This window comes from Streptomyces sp. NPDC057623 (genome assembly GCF_042800355.1).
Taxonomy (GTDB): domain Bacteria; phylum Actinomycetota; class Actinomycetes; order Streptomycetales; family Streptomycetaceae; genus Streptomyces.
On record NZ_JBHVGZ010000033.1, the window covers coordinates 66,471 to 81,938 of the forward strand.

Annotated in this window: 14 protein-coding genes; 9 read left to right on the forward strand and 5 right to left on the reverse strand. The window is 71.9% G+C overall.

The genetic code is table 11. The annotated features are described in order from the left end of the window. The first annotated feature begins 11 nt into the window (after positions 1-11). Complete coding sequence (locus tag ACFU95_RS28990; RefSeq protein ID WP_383832964.1) at positions 12-1,154, forward strand: type ISP restriction/modification enzyme; 1,143 nt, start codon at positions 12-14, stop codon at positions 1,152-1,154. Here ACFU95_RS28990 and ACFU95_RS28995 read toward each other — a convergent pair. Continuing rightward, a complete protein-coding gene (locus tag ACFU95_RS28995) occupies positions 1,151-1,867 on the reverse strand; it encodes a TetR/AcrR family transcriptional regulator (RefSeq protein ID WP_383832966.1) in 717 nt (238 codons plus the stop codon). The genes ACFU95_RS28990 and ACFU95_RS28995 overlap by 4 nt on opposite strands. Before the next feature lie 63 nt (positions 1,868-1,930). Here ACFU95_RS28995 and ACFU95_RS29000 point away from each other — a divergent pair, with 63 nt between their 5' ends. Then, complete coding sequence (locus ACFU95_RS29000; RefSeq protein ID WP_383832969.1) at positions 1,931-2,911, forward strand: ATP-binding cassette domain-containing protein; 981 nt, start codon at positions 1,931-1,933, stop codon at positions 2,909-2,911. Then, positions 2,908-3,687, forward strand: a complete 780-nt coding sequence (locus ACFU95_RS29005) for an ABC transporter permease (protein ID WP_383832971.1) — start codon at positions 2,908-2,910, stop codon at positions 3,685-3,687. Before ACFU95_RS29000 ends, ACFU95_RS29005 begins: the two co-directional genes overlap by 4 nt. A 291-nt stretch (positions 3,688-3,978) precedes the next feature. Here ACFU95_RS29005 and ACFU95_RS29010 read toward each other — a convergent pair whose 3' ends face one another. The 3 genes from ACFU95_RS29010 to ACFU95_RS29020 form a co-directional block, all read right to left on the reverse strand. Then, entirely contained in the window at positions 3,979-4,245 is a 267-nt protein-coding gene (locus ACFU95_RS29010) for a hypothetical protein (RefSeq protein ID WP_383832973.1), read from the reverse strand. Positions 4,246-4,371: 126 nt separating this feature from the next. Beyond that, positions 4,372-5,190: an anti-sigma factor domain-containing protein gene (locus ACFU95_RS29015; protein ID WP_383832975.1), complete on the reverse strand. Its 819-nt coding sequence runs from the start codon at positions 5,188-5,190 to the stop codon at positions 4,372-4,374. Further along, a complete protein-coding gene (locus ACFU95_RS29020; protein ID WP_383832977.1) occupies positions 5,187-5,729 on the reverse strand; it encodes a sigma-70 family RNA polymerase sigma factor in 543 nt (180 codons plus the stop codon). The genes ACFU95_RS29015 and ACFU95_RS29020 overlap by 4 nt, the downstream gene beginning before the upstream one ends. 230 nt (positions 5,730-5,959) lie before the next feature. Here ACFU95_RS29020 and ACFU95_RS29025 point away from each other — a divergent pair, with 230 nt between their 5' ends. The 4 genes from ACFU95_RS29025 to ACFU95_RS29040 all read left to right on the forward strand — a co-directional run bounded on the left by ACFU95_RS29025 (position 5,960) and on the right by ACFU95_RS29040 (position 12,556). Further along, the gene (locus ACFU95_RS29025; protein ID WP_383832979.1) at positions 5,960-7,498 is read left to right on the forward strand and encodes a DUF4331 domain-containing protein; all 1,539 of its coding nucleotides are present in this window, start codon (positions 5,960-5,962) and stop codon (positions 7,496-7,498) included. 178 nt (positions 7,499-7,676) lie between these two features. Beyond that, positions 7,677-9,173, forward strand: a complete 1,497-nt coding sequence (locus tag ACFU95_RS29030) for a tetratricopeptide repeat protein (RefSeq protein WP_383832981.1) — start codon at positions 7,677-7,679, stop codon at positions 9,171-9,173. After that, the gene (locus ACFU95_RS29035) at positions 9,170-10,858 is read left to right on the forward strand and encodes a nickel transporter (protein WP_383832983.1); all 1,689 of its coding nucleotides are present in this window, start codon (positions 9,170-9,172) and stop codon (positions 10,856-10,858) included. Before ACFU95_RS29030 ends, ACFU95_RS29035 begins: the two co-directional genes overlap by 4 nt. A gap of 63 nt (positions 10,859-10,921) precedes the next feature. Further along, a complete protein-coding gene (locus ACFU95_RS29040; protein ID WP_383832985.1) occupies positions 10,922-12,556 on the forward strand; it encodes a serine/threonine-protein kinase in 1,635 nt (544 codons plus the stop codon). Positions 12,557-12,559: 3 nt separating this feature from the next. Here the strand turns inward: ACFU95_RS29040 and ACFU95_RS29045 are convergent, their stop codons facing one another. Next, the gene (locus ACFU95_RS29045; RefSeq protein WP_383832987.1) at positions 12,560-13,369 is read right to left on the reverse strand and encodes an SGNH/GDSL hydrolase family protein; all 810 of its coding nucleotides are present in this window, start codon (positions 13,367-13,369) and stop codon (positions 12,560-12,562) included. Positions 13,370-13,684: 315 nt separating this feature from the next. On the opposite strand from ACFU95_RS29045, the gene ACFU95_RS29050 reads away from it, so the two are divergent. Together ACFU95_RS29050 and ACFU95_RS29055 are read left to right on the forward strand one after the other, a co-directional pair. Further along, positions 13,685-14,893, forward strand: coding sequence for a S8 family peptidase (locus ACFU95_RS29050; RefSeq protein WP_383832989.1), 1,209 nt, complete (start codon positions 13,685-13,687; stop codon positions 14,891-14,893). A gap of 149 nt (positions 14,894-15,042) precedes the next feature. Further along, positions 15,043-15,468, forward strand: a complete 426-nt coding sequence (locus ACFU95_RS29055) for a hypothetical protein (RefSeq protein ID WP_383832991.1) — start codon at positions 15,043-15,045, stop codon at positions 15,466-15,468.

Here is a 15,468-nt window from a genome sequence, read left to right on the forward strand (position 1 = left end):
CAGGTCGTACGATGCCCAGCGTGACGCACGACGACGCTCCGCTGCTGGCGGACCTCATGCCGTGGTCCGTCGCACCGCCGCGGCTCGGCCGGGGGTGGCCGACGGGCCCCGACGCGGCATCCCTGAAAGCCCGCTGGGACGCCTTCGTGAAGGCCGAGGGCCCGGACCGGGAGGCCCTGCTGGAGCCGAGTCGTTCCCGCACCCTGCACTCGGCGGTCGGCCGGCTGCCCGGCCGGTCCGCCGGCACGGAGAAGCTGATCCGCGCCGCCGGCCCCTGCCCGGAGCCGGTACGCGTCCTGCACGCCCCCTTCGACGAACAGTGGCTGATCCCCGACCACCGCCTGATCGACGCGGCCCGCCCCGAGCTGTGGCGAGTGGCGGACGAGCACCAGGTCTTCGTCCTGGAGAGGCCCGACGCCCCGCTGCTGGCGACCTCACTGCTCCCGCTGCTGCGCCCGGGCCGCGTCCGCCCCCTCTACCGCCGCCCGGGGGCCGGGGAACCCAACCTCGCCCCGGGCCTGCTGAGGCACCTGGCCTCCCGGCTGGGCCACTCCCCCACGCCGATGGACGTCCTCGCCTGGATCCTGTCCGCCGCCCGCCCCGACCTCACCGTCCCGCTCACGGAGGACCCCGGCCTGTGGTCGCGCGGCGTGGAGTCGGGTCACCGCCTGCTCCGGCTGATGCGCCGTGACGGCGACCGCCCGAAGCTGCCAGGGGGCCGCCGCCCGTACGTCCGCGCTCCGCTCCCCTCGCGCCCGCTGACGATCGCGTACGACCGTGCCGAGGAAGCCCTGCTGCTGGACGAGGGCCGTGTCTCACCGGTCCCACCGGAGGCCTGGGACTTCGAGGTGGCCGGCGTGAAGATCCTGGAGCAGTGGTTCACGGCCCGTGTCACGGAGAGCGAGCCGGGCACCCTGGCGGCGATCCGCCCGGCGACCTGGCCGCAGACGTGGACGTCGGAGCTGCTGGAGCTGATCACGGTGCTGGCCCTGCTGGCCGAACTCCCGCCTCTCCACGTGGAGTCGACGTCCCCCATCACGGCAGCCGATCTGCGCAAGGCCGGCGTGCTTCCGGTCCCGGAGTCGGCCCGCAGGCCCGCCTCGGTGCTGGACGGGCACGAGGAGGGGCCGGAAGGACAGCTCGCGCTGATCTAACGCACGCCGGGGTCGAAGGCGTCCAGCACCCGTTCGAGCGCCCGCCTGAAGACCGCCTCCAGATCGATCGGCCCACTGTCCGCCATGAAGGCCGCGGCGAGGCGCGGATACTTGCCGGTGGCGACCTGGCCGCCGAGGTAGGCGATGCGGACCGCGTTCTCCTCCTCCTCGGACCAGGGCATGGCACGGGTGCGCTCGGCGGTGGCGATCTCGTTCGCGGTGTACGTCGTCACCACGCCGTTCAGCAGGGCGACCAGCTCCATCTTCACGCTGTACGGCACGTCGAGCGGCTCCAGACAGGCCAGGCAGTGCTCCAGGTAGCGCAGGGTGTTGGGACTGAAGCCGTACACCCCTGACATCAGCCGGGGCACCCAGGTGTGGCGGTGCATGATGGCGCGCGTCTCCTCCGCGTTGCCGATCATGTCCGCCCGCCAGTCGCCCGAGGGCTCCCGGATCTCGTGCTCGGCACCGATCGCGTCGATCATCAGCTCGTACAGGTCCTCCTTGCGGGGGACGTAGTTGTACAGCGACATCGTCCCGCAGCCCAGCTCGGCCGCGACATGCCGCATGGACACGGCGTCCAGCCCGCCGGTGTCGGCGATCCGCACCGCCGCGGCCGCGATGTCCGCACGTGTGAACGCGGGCCTGGGCCCGCGCCCCGTCCGCTCGGGTCGTGCCCAGATCACTCCAGGCTCGGCCGCCTTGCCCGCCATCGATCATCACCTCGCACACCATGCTAGTTACGTACACCGTACGTAGTGCACTATGGTCGACCCATGACTTCTACGTACGCTGTACTTAGTGAAGGCCTGGAGAAGCGATTCGGCGAGGTCCACGCCCTGCGCGGACTCGATCTGGCCGTCGCGCAGGGCACCGTCTGCGGCCTCCTCGGCCCCAACGGCGCGGGCAAGACGACGGCCATCCGGCTCCTCACCACACTGCTGCGCCCGGACGCCGGCTCGGCCCGGGTCGCCGGGCACGACCTGCTCCGCGACCCGACCGCCGTCCGCGGCAGCATCGGCGTCACCGGCCAGTACGCCTCGGTCGACGGTGACCTCACCGGCCGCCAGAACCTGCGGCTGTTCGCCCGGCTGCACCGGGTGCGCGGGCCGGCCGAGCGGGCCGCCGACCTCCTCGACCGCTTCGGGCTGACCGAGGCGGCCGACCGGCCGACGTCCACCTACTCGGGCGGGATGCGGCGCCGCCTCGACCTCGCGGCGAGCCTCCTGCGCCGTCCCGAGGTGCTGTTCCTGGACGAGCCGACGACCGGCCTCGACCCCGCCAGCCGCAACCGGATCTGGGACTCCGTACGGGAGCTGACCGCCGACGGCACGACAGTGCTGCTGACCACGCAGTATCTGGAGGAGGCCGACCAACTCGCCGACGACATCGCCCTGATGGACCGCGGACGGGTCGCGCACACGGGTTCGCCCGCGCAGTTCAAGTCGGTCATCGGCGCGCATGTCGAGGTCGTCGTCACCGACCCCGACGTGATGGTGAAGGCGGCGGGCGTACTGGATCAACTCACCGGCGCGGAACCGTCGTTCGACCACGAGCGGCGCGCCGTCGCCGCGGTCACCCGGGACTCCACGCTCACGCTCCCCCGACTGGTGCGCGAACTCGACGCGGCCGGCGTGCCGTTGCTGGACGCCAGCCTGAAACCACCGACTCTCGACGACGCGTTCCTGCGGCTCACCCAGGAAGCCCGGGAGACCCACGAGACCCACGAGACCCAGGACGAGGAGCGTGCGGCATGACCGCCCTGACGTACGACAGCGGCGCGATGTTGGGCCGTCAGCTGCTGCGGATCCGGAACAACCCGGGGCTGCTGATCCTGACCCAGACCATGCCGATCACCATGCTGCTGTTCTTCGGCTACGTCCTCGGCAGCGCCCTGGCGATGCCCGGCGCGGAGTACCGGTCCTTCCTGGTGCCCGGCCTGCTGGTGGCGACCGCGGCCAACGGGCTGATGACCGGCATGTTCCAGGCCGCCCAGGACACGCACCGTGGCGTGATGGACCGCTTCCGGACGCTGCCGGTGAGCCGGGCCGCCGTGCCGCTGGGGCAGGCCTGCGCCGATCTCATCGTGACGGCCGCCGGGACCGTGCCGTTTCTGCTGGTCGGGCTCGCGGTGGGCTGGCGGATCGAGGGCTCGGCGCTCGAAGCCGCGGGCGCGGTGGCGCTGTTGCTGCTCTTCCGGTTCGCGACGGCGTGGGTGGGGATATTCCTCGGGCTGCTGACCCGCAACGAGGAGGCCGCCGGCCAGCTGGGCGGGGCGACCTTCATCCTGCCGCTGCTGTCCAACGCGTACATTCCGACCGACGGCCTGCCGGGCTGGCTGCGCACGCTCGCCGAGTGGAACCCGATCAGCGCGGTCACCACGGCCCTGCGGGACCTCTTCGGCAACGCGCCCGTACCGGACGGCGCCGCCTGGCCGGTCGCCCATCCCGTCGCCGGGTCGCTGGCGTGGTGCGCGGTACTGCTCGCGGTGTTCGCACCGCTCGCCGTACGCCGGTACACGCGCGGCGAGTGATCACGGGTAGTCACAACTGAAGCGACGGCGACCCAATGGGTCGCCGTCGCGGTTTTCGTCGTGGAGTGACTAGTGCCCGACAACCTGCGGGCGTGACAGACCTGTTACCCGGGGGACGCGGGCCGTTGAGCGGGGTGGGTGGAGTGGGGAACGTGCCCGCGCTCGGGTGGCCCTCCGGAACGGCGCTGCCTGCCGTGGGGATGACGGACGGCAGGCAGCGCGGTACGGCACCGGGGCGGGTGAGCTGCCGAGCGCGGGCTTTCGAGGTTGTCCGAGGGTCGCCGGTGCGGCTCAGCGCCCGCCGAAGAGTGAACGGCGGAGCCTGCGCAGCGGGGCGAAGAGCGAGACGCGGCGAACCCGCGCACCCCTGTCACTGCGCTGCGTGGTGTCACGACTGGTCAGCTCAAGCATCAGCGAGGTCGCCTCGGCCGCTTCTCTCTGCGGCACGGCGGGACCCGCCAGCACCGAGAGATGGCGGTCGAGACGCGAACTGGTCGCGCTGCTGCCGCAGGTGATCGCAGGGACCCTCGCCCTGCTGCGCACTGCTATCTGATCCATGTCACTCCCCACCCGTACGAGTCCACCCGGCCCGGGCAGGTTAACCCTATCGCCCCGGTGGGGCACGCGTGTATCGCGGTCACAGGATTCACCTTCCCCGTAAGGGTGTTGACGACCCATCCTTGATTACTCTCCGAATCCAACCGATTTCAGGGCGAGTTGGACAACGGGCTGGCTGGTGGGTTGCGCTGACCCCCCGTCGGGCTCGACGGTCACAGCCAGTGACGTCGCCGACTTGTCGAGACCGGAGGCGATCAAGGGCGTGTCGCCGTCGAAAAGCCCGAGGGAGCGCGGTTGCACATCGGGGCGCATCAACCAGAGCTGGTGCACCCGGCCGCTCGACAGCTCGCCATATCCGCTCAGAGTGACGATCGCGCGCCCCTTCGATGCGGAGGCGACCACTCCGATCGTCCGCCCCTCCGCGTCCTCGCCGGCGGTCGCCCGGGCGTCAGGTGCGGCGAGAACGTTAGCGATCTCACTTGCCTGAGCCCGCTGCGCGTCCAGTTGCTCCTGCGTCCTGTCGGCCTGGACGGCGAAGAGGGAGGCGACGACGAGGGCCGCGGCGGCCGTGGCCGTGGCGAACGGCACCAGCAAGGGGCGCGGCCTGGTCGCACGGGTGCGCGGCGGCGGCTGGGTGCCCCACACATGCGGCGGCAGTTGGGGCGCACGCGCGCGTGCCGTCTCCCGCCCGGGGGACTCCTGCGGCGTCGCGCGTACGGCGGCCAGCACCCGGTCGCGCATCGCGGCCGGCGGCGGGGCGGCCGCCGACCAGGCGAGCCGGACCGCGTCCTCGGACAGGACCCGCACCTCGGCGGCACAGTTGTCGCAGGTCCGCAGGTGCTTCTCGAAGCGGTGGCGCTCGGCGGGTTCCAGGGCGTCCAGGGCATAGGGGGCGGCCAGGGAGTGCAGGTCCCCGCGGCCGAGAAGTCGGTCGGCGAAGCTCATGCGGCACCTCCCAGGCACTTGCGCAGCTGGGTGAGTCCGTCGCGCATCCGGGTCTTGACCGTGCCCAGCGGCAGCGACAGCCGCTCGGCCACTTCACGGTAGGTGTAGCCGTCGTAGTAGGCGAGGGTGACGGACTGGCGTTGCAGGGCGGTGAGGCGGTCGAGGCAGCGGCGCACCCATTCGCGTTCCAGACCGGCCTCGACCTCCTCGGCGACGTGGTCGAAGGCCGGGTGGTTCGCGCGGAGCGCCTCACGCTGCTCGCGCTCGCCGGCCGCGCGGGCGCTGCGCACCCGGTCGACGGCACGCCGGTGGGCGAGGGTGAGGACCCACGACCGGGCGCTGCCCTTGCGCGGGTCGAACTTCGCGGCGGACCGCCACAGTTCGAGCAGCACCTCCTGGGCCACCTCCTCGGACTGGGCGGGGTCGCGCAGCACCCGCCGCACGAGCCCGTACACCGGCCCGGAGACCAGCCCGTACAACTCCTCGAACGCCTTCTGGTCACCGCCCGCCACGAGCACCAGCAGCTCGTCCGCCTCCAACTCGTCTCCCCCTCCAGTCAGACCGCAGCGCGGCCGTCTCGTCCCACGAGGTATTCGCAACGGACCCACCTCCGGATGGGGTTACGGATCAGCGGGCCGAAAACGCGGGTGGTCCGGTGATGAAACAACTTTCCAGTTCCGCCGTAAGAACGCTTGGGATTGGACCAATCCACCCTGGCGACGGCTCCGAATCGGGTTCGTCAGGCAAGTTGGCACTGAGGACGGACGGCATGACACCTAATTCCAGGAGCGGTGCGGGACGCAGGGGCCTCGCGACCCTTGTGTGTGGTGCGCTGGCCGCCGGGGGGCTCGCAGCCGCCGGCGTGACCGCGCTGGAACCGGGGGCGGCCTCCGCCTCCAGTCACCGCGAGGCCCCGCTCATCTCGGGGACACCGCAGTACGACAACACGGACGTGTACGCGTTCGTCAGCCCGGACAAGCCGGACTCGACGACGATCATCGCGAACTGGATCCCCTTCGAGGAACCGGCCGGCGGACCGAACTTCTTCACGTTCGCCGAGGACGCGCAGTACGACATCCACATCGACAACAACGGTGACGCGCAGGGCGAGTTGCTCTACCGCTTCACCTTCGACACGCACATCAAGAACAAGAAGACGTTCCTGTACAACACCGGTCCGGTCGAGAGCCTGGACGACAAGGACCTCAACATCACGCAGACGTACGACATCGAGCTGCTGAAGCTGAAGGACCAGCACGTGGTGTCGAAGACGAAGGTCGCCAACGACGTGCCGGTGGCTCCGTCGAACGTCGGCAAGGCGTCGATGCCGGACTACGCCAAGCTGCGCGAGCAGGCCGTGCACAAGCTCGCGGGCGACGCGACGTCGTTCGCCGGGCAGGCCGACGACCCGTTCTTCCTGGACCTGCGCGTCTTCGACCTGCTGTACGGCGGGAACCTCTCCGAGGTCGGCAACGACACGCTCAAGGGCTACAACGTCAACTCGGTCGCCCTCCAGGTCCCGACGCACATGATCACGGAGTCGTCGGACCAGCCGGTCGTGGGCATCTGGTCGACGACCCAGCGCAAGAACGCGCAGGGCTACTTCGAGCAGGTCTCCCGGCTCGGCAGTCCGCTGGTGAACGAGGTCGTCAACCCGCTGAAGGACAAGGACAAGTTCAACGCGTCCGCGCCCTGGGAGGACGCCCAGTTCCTGAAGAACGTCACCAACCCGGAGCTGCCGAAGCTCATCGAGGCGATCTACAAGATCCCGGCCCCCGACGAGCCGCGCAACGACCTGGTCGACGTCTTCCTCAAGGGCGTGGAGGGGCTGAACCAGCCCCCGCACGTCACGCCCTCCGAGATGCTGCGCCTGAACACCTCGATCAAGCCGGCGGACAAGCCCAAGCGGCTCGGTGTCCTCGACGGTGACAACGCGGGCTTCCCGAACGGCCGTCGCCTCACCGACGACGTGATCGACGCCTCGCTCCAGGTCGTCGAGGGTGAACTGCTGGGCGCCAAGAACGACCTGGGCGACGCGGTCGACAAGAACGACAAGGACTTCGAGAAGGCCTTCCCGTACGTCGCCCTGCCGACCGAGGGTTCCCGCGGCCCGCTCGCCAAGGGCACGGACGGCGAGACCGACGTCCGCAGCCAGCTCGGCGACGCGCTCCAGCCGGCGGGCGCGGGTGCCTCCGGCATGGATGACACGACCCTGATCGCCGGGTCGGCCGGCGCCGGCGCCCTGGGCATCCTGCTGATCGGCGGGGCCCTGTTGTGGTGGCGCCGGATGCGGGACAGGGCGTACTAGGCCGTCGGCTGTCTGCGGGCCGGCTGTGGCCGGTCGCGCAGATCCCCGCGCCCCTGAGGGGCGCTGCCGAACCGGCCCGTCCACTGGCGCGGCTCGCGAAGTACTCATCCCCCACGGCGCGGGCCGCGCCGCCGCACGCGACAACAGCCTTTGCCGGCAAGCCGATCGAGGAGAGGGCATGGCCCCGCGGACGAACGACAGCGAACCCCAGCAGCCCGTCCAGGGGGCGGAGCCCTCTGGCGGGGTCGAAGGGGCGGAGCCCCTTGAGGAGGGGACGGGCAGGGGCGGCGGGGGCGGCAAAGCCAGTGAGCAGCGCATCGCCGCCGTACGCCGCGTCGCCGCGGCCGCCCGCCGCAGCAGGGGGCTGCACCTGGCCGGATGCTCCGCCCTGCTGGCCATAGCCCTCACCGCCGGATCCATCGCGCTCAGCGCGGCCCGCGACAACGACGTCCAGAGCGTCGCCCCCGCCTCCGCCGCCGTCTCTCCCGGCCTCCTCGCGTCCGGCGACCTCGACACCGCCATCTCCTCCCTCCAGGCCCATCTCCGCGACCAGCCGAGGGACTTCACCAGCTGGGCGACGCTGGGGCTGGCCTACGTCGAGCAGGCCCGCACCAAGGGCGACCCCTCCCGCTACCCGCAGGCCGAGCAGGCCTTCGAGCGATCACTGGAGCTGAGCCCCGACAACGACCAGGCTCTCGCCGGCCGCGCCGCCCTGGCCGCCGCCCGGCACGACTTCGAGGACGCGCTGCACTACGCCGAGAAGGCGCTGAAGGTGAACCCCTACAGCGAACGCGCCCTGTGCTCCCGCACCGACGCCCTCGTCGAACTCGGCCGCTACGCCGACGCCGCCAAGGCCGCCGAGACGGCCGACGACCGCCGCCCGGGCATCCCGGTCTTCACGCGCTACGCGTACGTGCGGGAACTGCGCGGCGACGTACGGACGGCCGAGCGGGTGCTGGACCAGGCGCTCTCCTCGGCGACCACCCCCGGCGACATCACGTACGTCGCCACTCAGCTGGGCCAACTCGCCTGGAACCAGGGCGACTACGACGCCGCGCTCACCCACTACGCCCGTGCCCTGGCCGCCGACGAGAACTACGTTCCCGCCCTCGAGGGCCGCGCCCGCGCGCAGGCCGCGAGCGGTGACCGGGACGGCGCGCTCAAGGGCCTGAAGGACGTCGTCTCCCGCTATCCCCTCCCGGGTCCGCTCGTCGAACTCGGCGAGCTGTACGAGGCGGCCGGCGACAAGGTCAGGGCCGACGACCAGTACGCCCTCGTCGACGCCTGGACAGCCCTCGCCCGCGCCAACGGCGTCAACGCGGACCTCGACACCGCCCTCGCGGCCGCCGACCACGGCGACAAGGCGTCCGCGCTGCGCGCCGCCCGCGCCGAGTGGGACCGCCGCCGGACCGTGCACACCGCGGACGCCCTCGCCTGGGCCCTGCACGTCAACGGCAAGGACGAGGAGGCGCTCCCCTACGCCCGTGAGGCCACCGCCACCGGATACCGCAACGCGGCGTTCCTCTACCACCGCGGGATCATCGAGCGCGCCACCGGCCACGCCGAGGACGCCGGCGAACACCTGCGCGCCGCGCTGAAGCTGAACCCCGGCTTCTCACCGCTGGGCGCCCGCGAAGCCCGTACGGCACTCAAGGACCTGGAGGCGGCCAAGTGACCGCTCGTCGTCTGCTCGCCTGCGCCGCGGCCGTTCTGACGGCGGCCTGCGCGCTGGCGCTGTTCCCCGCCGGCTCCGCGAGCGCGCACCCTCTCGGCAACTTCACCGTCAACCGCTACGACGGCCTCGTCGCCGCCCCCGGCGAACTGCGCGTGCACCATGTCGAGGACCTCGCCGAGATCCCGGCGACGCAGGCCGAGCCGGACATCGACAGGACGGGCATGGCGGCGTGGGCCCGGCAGCGGTGCGCGGACGCCGCGCGGGGCAGCGAGGTCACCGTGGACGGCCGCACGGTCGAACTGACGCTGAACAGCAGCCACGCGCGCGTGCGGCCCGGTCAGGCGGGGCTCGACACCCTCCGCGTGGAGTGCCGGCTGACGGCGCGGCTCCCCGCGGACACCACGGTAGCCCTCGGCTTCCGCGGCGCGGGCGCGGAGGCCGGCCCCGGCTGGCGGGAGATCACGGCGCGCGGGGACCGTATGACGCTCGCCGCGTCGGACGTACCGAAGGAGTCGGTCTCCCGGGAACTGACCGAGTACCCCGAGGAGTTGCTCTCCTCGCCGGCCGACGCGAAGACCGCGTCCCTGCGGGTGCGCCCGGGCGGACCCGCCCTCGCCGAGGCGGAACAGGACACCCCCGCCTCGTCCGTCCTGCCGCGCGGCGCCGACCGCTGGACGCGGGCCCTGGACGGCCTGGTCTCCCGCCAGGACCTCACCGTCGGATTCGCCGCCCTCGCCCTGGTCCTCTCGATCTTCCTCGGGGCGATGCACGCGCTCGCCCCGGGCCACGGCAAGACCCTGATGGCCGCGGTGGCGGCGGCTCGCGGCGGCCGGGCCCGGATGAAGGACGTCCTGCCCCTGGCCGCCTCGGTGACGGTCACGCACACCCTGGGTGTGGTCGCCCTCGGCCTCCTGGTCACGGCCGGTTCGGCGGCGGCTCCCTCGGTGATCACCTGGCTGGGCGTCGCGAGCGGCGCCCTGGTGATCGCGGCGGGCGCCACGCTCGTACGCCGCGCCTGGCACGTCCGGAAGCACGGCCACGGGCGCCCGCACGGGCATGACCATCCGCACGGGCACGGGCACTCCCACGATCACGAGGGCCCCACCCACACGCACGATCACGACCATGCCCACGAGCGGCAACCGGTCCTGGTCGCCGCGCATGCCCCCTCCTCGGCGGAGGCCCCCGCGCCCACGCGTGGCCACGCCCACGCCCACGACCACCACCACAGCCACCAGCACGAGCACGACCACCACCACGGGCACGACCACACCCCCACCCGCACCCACGGCCTCCTCACCCACACCCACAACGGCTTCACCCACACCCACTCCACCGCCCCCACCCTGCGCGGCACGATCCTTCTCGGCTTCGCGGGCGGGCTCGTGCCCAGTCCCTCCGCGGTCGTCGTGCTCGTCGGCGCCGCGGCGCTCGGGAAGGCGTGGTTCGGGCTGCTGCTCGTCGTCGCCTACGGCGTCGGGCTCGCGCTCACCCTCACCGCGGCCGGGTTCGCCGTCGTGCGGCTGGGTACGGGAGTGGCGCGGGTGCTGGACGGGCAGCCCCGCTGGATGGCCCACCCCCTGACGGTCTTCGTCCGCAGGACAGCGCCACTGGGATCCGCGGTGCTCGTCGTACTGATCGGGGCCGGATTGGTTCTCCAGGGGGCGGCATCCGCACTCGGCTGAGCTACTTTTGGGTAGAAATCGTGCGGAGTGGAGATTTCACACGGATGCGATGGGGGGACGCCCGTGTCCGAAGAACCTGGCAGTGAACGGCTGATCGCGGGCCGCTACCGCCTGCTGTCCCCGCTCGGCGAGGGCGGCATGGGCACCGTGTGGCGGGCCCGTGACGAGTTGCTGTACCGCGAGGTGGCCGTCAAGGAGGTGCGGGCGCCGCACGGGCTCCCGGCGCCGGAGATCGAGCGGATGTACGCCCGGCTGGAGCGCGAGGCGTGGGCGGCGGCGCGGGTCGCCAACCGCAATGTCGTGACGGTGTACGACGTGGCCACGCAGGACGGCCGGCCCTGGATCGTGATGGAGCTGGTCCGCGGTATCTCGCTGGCCGAGCTCCTGGACGCGGAAGGCCCGCTGGACCCGCAGCGCGTCGCGCACATCGGGGCCGAGGTGCTGGCCGCGCTGCGGGCCGCGCACGAGGCCGGGGTGCTGCACCGTGACGTGAAGCCGGCCAACGTGCTGATGTCGAACGACGGCCGGGTCGTCCTCACGGACTTCGGGATCGCCATGGTCGAGGGCAGCTCCGCGCTGACGATGACCGGCGAGGTCATCGGCTCCCCCGAGTTCCTGGCCCCGGAGCGGGCCCTGGGCCGCACACCCGGTCCGGAGTCCGACCTGTGGTCGCTCGGCGTCCTTCTGTACGCGGCGGTGGAGGGCCACTCCCCGTTCCGCCAGAACACCCCGCTCAGCACCCTGCGCGCGATCGTCGACGAGGAGCTGCCCCCGCCCCGCCGGGCCGGGCCGCTCGCTCCCGTCATCGAGGGGCTGCTGCGCAAGGACCCGGCCGAGCGGCTGCCGGCCGACCGGGCCGAGCAGGACCTGCGGATCGTCGGCGCGGGAGGGACGGCGCGCGCGGACGCCGTACAGGGGACGACCCCCTACAGCCCGACCGTCGCGGCGTTCGCGACGCCCTCGGAGACCGCGGCGACGGCTCCGGTGCCGCCGCCCGGACCGACCAGGCCCGCACCGGCCGCCACTCCTGGCCGGGGCACCGCCCCCGTCCGCCCCGACCGCGACCGCCGTGCCCGGCTCGCCCTGGTCGCGGGCGTCACCGCCCTCGCCCTGGCTGTGGCGGGACTGACGTACGCCCTGCTCAACAGCGGGGACGGCAACGGCGGGAAGGAGGCGGGCGGCAAGGACACCACCACACAGACCGGTGGCGGGGCCTCGCCGACCGGGACCGAGGACGAGAACGCGGTCGGCGGGGGCCAGGACCCGACGCCCGGTCCTAGCGCCGACCGTACGACCACTCCCCCGCCGCAGTCCGTACGGGTGTCGCTGGCGGGCTCCGGCACGGAGTACTCCGGGTCCTGTCCGCCGCCCAGCGGCGACGCCCCCTCCTTCACGGCGACGTTCACCGTGGGGCGGCTGCCGGCGCAGGTCAGCTATCGCTGGGTGTCGAAGGACGGCGACGTCATGGACCAGGGGTGGAAGACCCTGTCGTTCCCTGCGGGGGGCGGGCGGACCAAGCAGGACAGGGCGTTCGTGACGACGGGCGACGAGACGGGGACGTTCGAGAACGAGATCAGCGTCGAGGTCCGCGACCCGGTGGAGACCAGGTCCAACTCGGTCCCGTTCTCGGTGACCTGTGTGACGAAGACCCCGACGGGCGGGGTCTCGCCAACGCCTACCGGGTCGCCGAGCGCCTAGGCGTCAGGCCGCGGCGTCCAGCACCGGCAGATAACCACCCGACTGGCCCGCGGCCGTCGGGTGGTACGACTCCGGGATGTTGAGCCAGCTCACGGCGTGCATCCACGAGCTGCCGGAGCAGAGCTCGTGTCCGGTGAAGGCGGGCCGGACGTCGGCGAAGGTGAAGCCGTGGTCCAGGGCGCGCTTCTCGGTGGCGGCGTTGATGTGGTCGGCGGCGCCGTTGAGCGCCCTGCGCTTGGTCTCGGAGAGGCCGATGCACCCCGACACGCCCAGCTTGTAGAAGCGGGGGTAGCCGAGCACGACCACATGGGCGGACGGGGCCTTGGTCCGGATGGCGGTGTAGACGGTGTCGAGCCGGCCGGGCAGCGTCGAGTCGACGAACGCCTTCGCGGTGTTGATGCGGGAGACACAGGCGTTGTCGCCCTGGAGGACACAGGTCGTCATGATGTCGGCGAATCCGGCGTCGTTGCCGCCGATCGAGACGGACACGAGTGCGGTGGCGGAGCTGAGCGGGCCGAGCTGGCTTGTGGTGACATCACCCGTTTGAGCGCCTGAGCAAGCCGTGAAGTCGAAGGTCGAGGGTGAGTTCGCGGCGGCCCACAGGTAGGGGTACGCCTTCGTGCTGCGCTTGCAGTCGCCGCTGCCGCCGATGTAGCTGCCCGCGCCGAGACCGGAGGAGTAGGAGTCGCCGAGGGCCACATAGCCGCCCGCGGCGGCGGTGTCGGCGGCCTGCGCACTGGCGGCCCCGGTGAGGGCGGCGCACACGGCGAGGAGGAGCGAGGCGACGTATACGGAAAGTCGGGAACGTCTCATGGAACCTCCCTATAGCAGGATCTCTGCCATAACCGTCGTACCAACTACGCGTGTTGACGGGAAGTGTCCATGCCAAGACTTTTCCGGGCATGACGGCGCCCTTCCTGTGGGTTCGCCATGTGGTTGATTTCGTGTTCATGACAGGATTGTTGACAGGTCGTCAACTCCCTTGTCCGTCACCTAGGAAGCACAGATCCTTTACCTCGGCTTGAGAACGGGAACGCGACGTTCCAGGCCGTGCGTGCGACCACGCACGCACCCCCCACATGTGCGCGCACCACCCATGCGCACCGCCTTGAGGAGGACTCCCTCGTAATGGCACAACTGCGTAGCAACAAGCTTCGGTTCGCCGCGATAACCAGCCTGGCGACCGCCGCCCTCGTGGGCGGGCTCACCACCCTCCCCGCCCAGGCCGCCCCGGCCGAGGGCAAGGTCCTGGCCGCCGGCTCCCCCACGGCGATCAAGGACAGCTACATCGTCACGCTCAAGAAGAGCGCGGGCCTCAAGGCGTCCTCGGCCGCGGGCAAGGACGTGGTCGAGGAGTACGGCGGCTCGGTGAAGAAGACGTTCACCAAGGCGCTGAACGGCTACTCCGCCACCCTCTCGGCGACGGAGGCCAGGAGACTCGCGGCCGACCCGGCGGTCGCCTCCGTCGAGCAGAACCAGCGCGTCCACCTTGCCGACACCACGCAGTCCAGCGCCCCCTGGGGCCTGGACCGCATCGACCAGGCCGCGCTTCCGCTCTCCGGCACCTACACCTACCCGGACAGCGCGGGCAGCGGCGTGACGGCGTACGTCATCGACACCGGGGTGCGCATCACGCACCAGCAGATCAGCGGTCGGGCCACCTACGGCTACGACACCGTCGACGGCGACACCACCGCCTCCGACGGCAACGGCCACGGCACCCATGTGGCCACCACCATCGCGGGCTCGACCTACGGCGTCGCCAAGAAGGCGAAGATCGTGGCGGTGCGGGTGCTCGACAACGCCGGCTCCGGCACCACCGCGGGCGTCATCGCGGGCATCGACTGGGTGACCGACAACCACTCCGGTCCCTCGGTCGCCAACATGTCGCTCGGCGGCGGCGCCTCCACCTCGCTGGACACCGCGGTCGCCAACTCGATCGCCAGCGGAGTGACCTACGCGGTCGCGGCGGGCAACAGCAGCGCCAACGCCTCCTCGTACTCCCCGGCCCGGGTCTCGGCGGCGATCACGGTGGGCGCCACCACCAGCTCCGACGCCCGTGCCAGCTACTCCAACTACGGCTCGGTCCTGGACATCTTCGCCCCCGGCTCCTCGATCACGGCGGGCTGGTACACCAGCGACACCGCGACCAACACCATCTCCGGCACGTCGATGGCGACTCCGCACGTCGCGGGCGCGGCCGCGGTCTACCTGGCGAACCACACCTCGGCCACTCCGGCCGCGGTCGCCTCGGCCCTGACCGGGGGCGCCACGACCAACGTGGTCACCAGCCCCGGCAGCGGTTCGCCCAACCGGCTCCTGAAGCTCGTGCCGTAACCGCGCACCGCACGATGTGACCCCATGGTTCCCCGGAGACGCCCGCCGTCTCCGGGGAACGTCCTGTTCCAGGGGACGTCTTGACGGCCCCCACGGAGCTGAGCCACATTGAAGCCCGGCATCCGGCGCTTCGGGGGGCAAAGTCGCCAATGCAGACCATACGTGTCAAGACAGCTGCGTCTCAGGACGCCGAGCGTGCGCGGCCAGGACCGGGGAGGGACCTGACGCCGCTGCTCGCCGGTGCCGCGACGGCCGTGGGGGGACTCGGCGCGGTGCTCGCGCTGGTCGGGTCTCACTCGCCGCTGCGCGGGCCGTTCACCCTGTTCTTCCTGCTCGCGGCGCCGGCCGGGGCGATCGCCGCCGCGCTGCGCGGGCTGGAACCCTTCGGCCGCTCCGTGGCCGCCGTGGCGGGCGCGGTCGTCCTCAACATGCTGGTGGCCCAGGGCATGCTGGCCGTGCACCGGTGGTCGGTGCCCGGCGGGATCGTGGCCGTGACCGCGATCAGCGCCCTCGTTCTCCTGCTGGTCCTGGTACGGCGGCTGCGCGGCCGTACGTCGAGAAGGCGGACTGACTGA